This is a genomic window from Citrobacter sp. S55_ASV_140, from assembly GCF_018919505.1.
Taxonomy (GTDB): Bacteria; Pseudomonadota; Gammaproteobacteria; order Enterobacterales; family Enterobacteriaceae; genus Citrobacter; species Citrobacter werkmanii.
Genome location: NZ_JAHLQZ010000203.1, coordinates 1 through 6,803, shown reverse-complemented (window position 1 = coordinate 6,803; position 6,803 = coordinate 1). Strand labels below are relative to the sequence as shown.

Below are 6,803 nucleotides of genomic sequence, written 5' to 3'. Positions count from 1 at the left end.
CTTCCACTTCACGCAGACCATTAGCTTCAAGCGTCGCGCCGGTTGACACTAGATCGCAGATTGCATCGGCCAGGCCCGCGCGGGGCGCGACTTCGACAGAACCGTTTAACAGACAGGATTTAAATGACACCCCTTTTTGATCGAGGTAACGCTTGAGCAGGTGCGGGTAAGAGGTGGCGATACGCTTCCCGTTCAGTTCTGCCGGGCCATCCCAGGCTTCATCAACCGGCGTCGCCAGCGAAAGACGGCAGCCGCCGAAGTCCAGACGACGCAGGGTAAAATAGCGAGGATCTTCACCCTGCGCCCGACGGTTGAGCAGCTCTTCTTCCAGAACGTTTTCCCCAATAATGCCCAGATCAACGACGCCGTCCATCACCAGACCCGGGATATCGTCATCACGCACGCGCAGGATATCAATCGGCATATTTTCTGCCATCGCAATTAAGCGCTGGGTGTGAAGATTAATTTTAATGCCGCAACGGGCCAGTAATTCGCGTGAATCGTCGCTTAAACGGCCTGATTTTTGCATAGCTATGCGTAAACGGGTGTTGTCTAACATTGTTTGTTCCTCGTTATCCTGTCTGAATCAGTTTGGGTCACGCACAAAAAAAAGCCCCCGGAAGAAATCTTCCGGGGGCTTTCTCATACGCTCATGCACCGCTGGAAGATTTAAATGTCTCCCAGCACACATCGCCTGAAAGACTAGTCAGGATGATGGTGATGATGGTGTTTAAATTGAGCGCGTGTCATAAATTTTCTCGATGAATGTTTATTCATTTGATGTCTTTTAACCTAAACCACTTTAGCTACGGAAAGCAAGGGCTTTTTTTGATCATTAATTCATTTCATATTGATACTATGAATTGTCAGCCACCGTGGGCTGGCGTAGCCTTGCGTTATAGGCCAAAAGTCAGGAGAGAAGGCATGAAAAAGGTCGCAATTGTCGGGTTAGGTTGGTTAGGCATGCCGTTAGCCATGTCGCTGGCGGCGAGAGGCTGGCAGGTTACCGGCAGCAAAACCACACTGGATGGGGTAGAAGCGGCCCGTATGAGCGGTATCGAGAGTTACTCGCTGCGCCTGGAGCCTGAACTGGTCTGTGAGGCTGACGATCTCGACGCGCTCATGGACGCTGATGCACTGGTTATAACGCTACCTGCGCGCCGTAGCGGGCCGGGGGAGACATTTTACCTTCAGGCCATGCAGGAACTGGTTGACAGTGCGCTGGCGTACCGGATCCCGCGGATTATTTTTACCAGTTCGACGTCGGTCTATGGCGATGTCCAGGGCATCGTCAAAGAGGGGACGCCGCGTAACCCGGTCACCGCCAGCGGGCGTGTTCTGAAAGATCTTGAAGACTGGTTGCATAACCTGCCTGGCACCTCGGTAGATATTCTGCGTCTGGCCGGACTGGTTGGCCCGGGAAGACATCCCGGCCGCTTTTTTGCTGGCAAGACGGCGCCAGATGGACACCATGGCGTCAATCTGGTGCATCTGGATGATGTCGTTTCTGCCATCACGTTGCTGCTGCAAGCGCCCAAAGGGGGACACATCTATAATATATGTGCGCCTATGCATCCGGCGCGTAACGTGTTCTATCCGCAGATGGCCCGCCAGTTGGGGATGGAACCGCCGGAATTTCGCGGCGGTGCGGATAACGGTAAAGGTAAAGTCATTGATGGCAGCCGTATTTGTAATGAGCTTGGATTTGAGTACCAGTATCCCGATCCGCTGGTGATGCCGATGGAGTGACAGGCCAGCAGAGTGTCGCTGTATACCGCCAGGGGGCGAGTATGAAACCACTGCTGGACGTTCTTATCATCCTCGATGCGTTAGAAAAAGAGGGCAGTTTCGCGGCGGCGTCGGCAAAATTGTATAAGACGCCGTCTGCGCTTAGCTACACCGTCCATAAACTGGAAAGCGATCTTAATATTCAGTTATTAGATCGCAGTGGGCACCGGGCTAAGTTTACCCGCACCGGTCAAATGCTGCTGGAAAAGGGGCGAGAGGTATTGCACTCCGTCCGCGAACTCGAAAAGCAAGCCATTAAACTTCATGAAGGCTGGGAGAATGAACTGGTCATCGGCGTCGATGATACGTTTCCCTTTTCACTGCTGGCCCCCCTTATCGAATCCTTCTATCAACATCACAGTGTGACGCGCCTGAAGTTTATTAACGGCGTGCTGGGTGGTTCATGGGATGCACTTACTCAGGGGCGGGCGGATATTATTGTCGGCGCTATGCACGAACCGCCGGCGGGGAGCGAATTTGGTTTTGCGCGGCTTGGCGCGCTGGAACAGGTGTTTGTGGTTGCGCCGCATCATCCGCTGGCGCAGGAACAGGAACCGTTAAATAGGCGTACTATTCGACGATTTCGCGCCATCGTGGTGGGAGAGAATGCGCATCAAGCGAACATCTCCGGCGTTCAGGTGTTGGACGATCAGGAAGCGATTACCGTTTTTGACTTCAAAACCAAGCTGGAGCTGCAAATCAGTGGTCTGGGATGCGGATATATTCCCCGTTATCTGGCGCAGCGATTTTTGGACAGCGGCGCGCTGATTGAGAAGAAAGTGGTTGGACAAATTCTGTTTGAACCCGTGTGGATAGGGTGGAATGAACAGACCGCCGGCCTTGCCAGCGCCTGGTGGCGGGACGAGATTTTAGCAAATAGTGCTATTGCCGGGGTGTACGTTAAAACGGATGCTGATAAATCAATCAGTTGAGAAAAAATATTTTTTTACATTGGCTTCAATCTCTTGTTATTTCTCCCCAAATTAGTGCAAAATACGCCGCTTGCAAAAAATGACATTAACCGACGTTTTAATACGCGTCGGTTATTTTTTTGCATCAAACCAATCATTCATAAAAGAGGCCGGGCTTCGTACCGGATAGATACTTACTTAAAAATCGACAGTTGTTGTCGCTGAGGATTAACAAAAAATGGGGCAATTTTTTGCTTACGCGACGGTTTTCGCCGTAATGGAGGATAACCATGTCGCATAACGCTACTCCAAACACCTCTCGCGTGGAATTACGTAAAACGCTTACGCTGGTTCCGGTTGTCATGATGGGCCTTGCCTATATGCAGCCGATGACGCTGTTCGATACATTCGGTATCGTCTCAGGAATGACCGATGGTCACGTCCCGACAGCTTACGCCTTCGCACTGATCGCCATCCTCTTTACCGCACTAAGCTACGGTAAACTGGTACGCCGCTATCCGTCCGCAGGCTCTGCCTACACTTACGCTCAGAAATCCATTAGCCCGACCGTTGGTTTTATGGTTGGCTGGTCATCGCTGCTGGACTACCTGTTCGCGCCGATGATCAACATTCTGTTGGCGAAAATTTATTTTGAAGCGCTGGTGCCTTCGATTCCATCGTGGATGTTCGTGGTGGCGCTGGTGGCCTTTATGACCGCCTTCAACCTGCGTAGCCTCAAGTCCGTCGCTAATTTCAACACCGTGATCGTGTTGTTGCAGGTGGTGCTGATTGCAGTGATCCTCGGCATGGTCGTTTATGGCGTGTTCGAAGGGGAAGGCGCCGGTACGCTGGCGAGCAGCCGTCCGTTCTGGTCGGGTGATGCGCACGTGATCCCGATGATCACCGGGGCTACCATCCTGTGCTTCTCGTTCACCGGTTTTGACGGTATCAGCAACCTGTCAGAAGAAACCAAAGACGCTGAACGCGTGATCCCGCGTGCGATTTTCCTGACCGCGCTGATTGGTGGCCTGATCTTTATCGTCTCCACTTATCTGTTGCAGTTGTACTTCCCGGATATCTCGCGCTTTAAGGATCCGGATGCTTCGCAGCCGGAAATCATGCTGTATGTTGCTGGTAAGTTCTTCCAGGTCGGCGCGCTGATTTTCTCTACCATTACCGTACTGGCGTCCGGTATGGCGGCGCATGCAGGCGTTGCGCGTCTGATGTACGTGATGGGTCGTGACGGCGTATTCCCGAAAAGTTTCTTCGGTTATGTACACCCGAAATGGCGTACTCCGTCCATGAACATCATTCTGGTTGGGGCGATTGCTTTGCTGGCAATCAACTTCGACCTGGTGATGGCGACGGCGCTGATTAACTTTGGTGCGCTGGTGGCGTTTACCTTCGTTAACCTGTCGGTAATCTCCCAGTTCTGGATCCGTGAGAAGCGTAACAAGACGCTGAAAGATCACTTCCAGTACCTGTTCCTGCCAATGTGCGGTGCGCTGACCGTTGGCGCGCTGTGGGTGAACCTGGAAGAAAGCTCAATGGTTCTGGGCCTGATCTGGGCGGGTATCGGTCTGATCTACCTGGCGTGCGTGACCAAAAGCTTCCGCAACCCGGTACCGCAGTACGACGAAGATATCGCGTAATAACTGCATTTAGCTGAAAAAAAACGGAGACATGTTCTCCGTTTTTTTATACGTGGGATTTAGACAATCTCTTGCGCATATTGCCAGAGTGCTTTCAGCAGCGTCAGCTTCTCTTTGTTATCCGCATAATGCTGACTCAGCATCTGTAATTCATTGGCGTAATTTTGCAAAAACTCCGGCGTGAATACCTGACGACGATGGTCCAGCCAGCGCTGTTGTTCGGCTTCATCCAGCGTTCCGGGGAAGTTACGCGCGCGGTAGTTAAACAGCAGCTTTTCAATGCGTTTATCGACAAAGGTGATATCCAGCGCCGGTAAATTGCGCGGTTCGGTTTCCAGAACGATTTTCATCGCAGCGCGGTCGGCATCGCTGAAAAAGCCGTTGTATAGCTGGGCATCTACGTTATCCGATGGCGCAAAGGGTTCCGCCTCGGCAAAGATAGCCACGACTTTGTCGCGCACCTGGGGGTTTTCGCGCAGAATTTTGAGATTATCCAGACAATGCTGGCGGTTAATACCGAGACGATCGGCATCTTCCGGGCGCAGGGTGTTCGCCTGTGCCAGTACCGGACATTTGTTGATGTGCACCAGTTTAACCGGCACTGCGGGGTTATCTCCCAGATCTGCCTTAGCGGTATAGAGCCGCTCACGCAGCGCGTCGCTGTCCAGTTCGAGCAGCGGTGAAATATCACCGGCCAGATCGACCATGATAACCGCGTTGCGATTTTCCGGATGCCAGGCCAGTGGCGCCACCCAACTGGTGTTACCGCGCCATGCGCCGAACATGCCCGAGACATGGACCAGCGGCTTCATCTGCGGCACATCAATTAGCGCCGCCAGTTTGTGCTTATTACGATGGCTATAGAGATACTCAAACAGACGAGGCTGGCGTGACTTGACTAATTGCGCCATCGCAATCGTGGCATACACATCGGCCATTGCATCGTGGGCATTGGCATGCTCAATCCCATTCGCTTTGGTCAAATGTTCCAGGCGGAAGCTGGGCAAGCCATCGTCGTTTTCCGGCCAGTTAATACCTTCAGGACGCAGGGCATAGCAGGCACGCATTACATCCAGCAGATCCCAGCGCGAATTATCGTTCTGCCAGCTCCAGGCATAGGGATCATAGAAATTGCGATACAGGATATTTCGCGTCACTTCATCATCGAAGCGCACGTTGTTATAGCCCAGAATACAGGTTTTCGGTACGGTAAACAGGGCGTGAATACGCGCAGCAAAAGCAGCTTCATTTTCTCCCTTTTCACGTGCTTCTTGCGGGGTGATGCCGGTAATCAGCACCGCCTCGGGCTGTGGCAGATAATCATCTGCGGGTTTGCAATAAAAGACTTCAGGTTCACCGATAATGTTGAAATCATTATCTGTGCGGATAGCCGCAAATTGCGCGGGTCTGTCCAGCGCCGGATGGGTACCAAAAGTCTCGTAATCGTGGAAGAGAAAACCAGGTTGCTGCTTGCCGTCATTCATTGTTCAGTTATGTCCGGGATCAATTTAGCGCTTATCCAAGAATACCAAAAAATAGCGAGGTAATCAGCAAGAGGATTATCGATGCGGAATGGCCTACGCAAGAAAATTGCGCTGAACACGGCTTCGAACGAATGATTAATTATTTTCTTACCGTTAAAGGAAATTACTGGAATAAACTTTCTTAAAATCACACCTTGGGAAATAAGTTAATTGATAACCATTATTGTTATTTCATTTTCTGTTTTCTGGATGTTTTAAAAGTCTTTTAAAAACAACGACCTTATATTTCTATTAATGCGCTTGTATGCATTGTAATAAAATGTGAGTGAGGTTAAAAATTAATAATATAAACTCCATATAATAATTGGATATATCTAATAACAGGAGGTTATATGAGCATAAGTCGGCGTAATTTTTTACGAGGGGTGGGTATAGGTTGCTCAGCCTGTGCGATAGGCAGTTTTCCACCAGGCGCACTGGCGCGGAATTCTCCCGAGCACATAAAAGGGAAAACATCCCTGACGCCAAGTTTGTGCGAAATGTGTTCTTTTCGCTGCCCAATTCAGGCTCAGGTAATTAATAATAAGACGGTTTTTATTCAAGGAAACCCTAATGCGCCTCAGCAGGGGACGCGTGTCTGCGCGCGCGGAGGCAGCGGTGTTAGCCTGGTCAACGACCCGCATCGTATTGTTAAACCGATGAAACGCACAGGACCTCGCGGGAGCGGTGAGTGGCAGGTAATTAGCTGGCAGCAGGTATATAAAGAAATTGCCGAAAAAATGACGGCAATAAAAGCGCAGCATGGTCCTGAGGGGGTCGTATTCTCTTCCAAGTCCGGTTCGCTTTCCGGCCATTTATTTCACCTCGCGACGGCTTTTGGATCGCCGAACACGTTTACTCACGCCTCGACATGCCCCGCCGGAAAAGCGATTGCCGCTAAAGTTATGATGGGTGGCGATTTAGCCATG

The 6,803-nt window shown here is 51.2% G+C and carries 6 protein-coding genes, 1 pseudogene and 1 other annotated feature; of the genes and pseudogenes, 4 read left to right on the top strand and 3 right to left on the bottom strand.

The window, feature by feature from the left end; genetic code table 11:
• Together hisG and hisL are read right to left on the bottom strand one after the other, a co-directional pair.
• Positions 1-559, bottom strand: a 559-nt coding sequence (gene hisG, locus KQJ18_RS20240) for an ATP phosphoribosyltransferase (RefSeq protein ID WP_216422587.1), incomplete at its 3' end; no start/stop codon positions are given.
• A 45-nt stretch (positions 560-604) separates the two neighbouring features.
• Positions 605-727 (bottom strand) — a sequence feature (His leader region).
• Positions 703-750, bottom strand: a complete 48-nt coding sequence (hisL, locus tag KQJ18_RS20235; protein WP_100250077.1) for a his operon leader peptide — start codon at positions 748-750, stop codon at positions 703-705. (Overlaps the previous feature by 25 nt.)
• A 174-nt stretch (positions 751-924) precedes the next feature.
• On the opposite strand from hisL, the gene KQJ18_RS20230 reads away from it, so the two are divergent.
• The 3 genes and pseudogenes from KQJ18_RS20230 to plaP all read left to right on the top strand — a co-directional run bounded on the left by KQJ18_RS20230 (position 925) and on the right by plaP (position 4,351).
• Positions 925-1,749: an SDR family oxidoreductase gene (locus tag KQJ18_RS20230; RefSeq protein ID WP_069323522.1), complete on the top strand. Its 825-nt coding sequence runs from the start codon at positions 925-927 to the stop codon at positions 1,747-1,749.
• Positions 1,750-1,790: 41 nt separating this feature from the next.
• Positions 1,791-2,775 (top strand): annotated as a pseudogene (locus tag KQJ18_RS20225) (LysR substrate-binding domain-containing protein).
• Positions 2,776-2,989: 214 nt separating this feature from the next.
• On the top strand, positions 2,990-4,351 hold the full coding sequence (gene plaP, locus KQJ18_RS20215; protein ID WP_003030167.1) for a putrescine/proton symporter PlaP: 1,362 nt from the start codon (positions 2,990-2,992) through the stop codon (positions 4,349-4,351).
• Positions 4,352-4,410: 59 nt separating this feature from the next.
• Here plaP and sbcB read toward each other — a convergent pair whose 3' ends face one another.
• Positions 4,411-5,835 (bottom strand): exodeoxyribonuclease I, encoded by a 1,425-nt coding sequence (gene sbcB / locus KQJ18_RS20210; RefSeq protein ID WP_038641712.1) that lies wholly within the window; start codon positions 5,833-5,835, stop codon positions 4,411-4,413.
• Positions 5,836-6,227: 392 nt separating this feature from the next.
• Here sbcB and KQJ18_RS20205 point away from each other — a divergent pair.
• The coding region (locus tag KQJ18_RS20205; protein WP_216422586.1) for a molybdopterin-dependent oxidoreductase at positions 6,228-6,803 on the top strand (576 nt) is incomplete at its 3' end.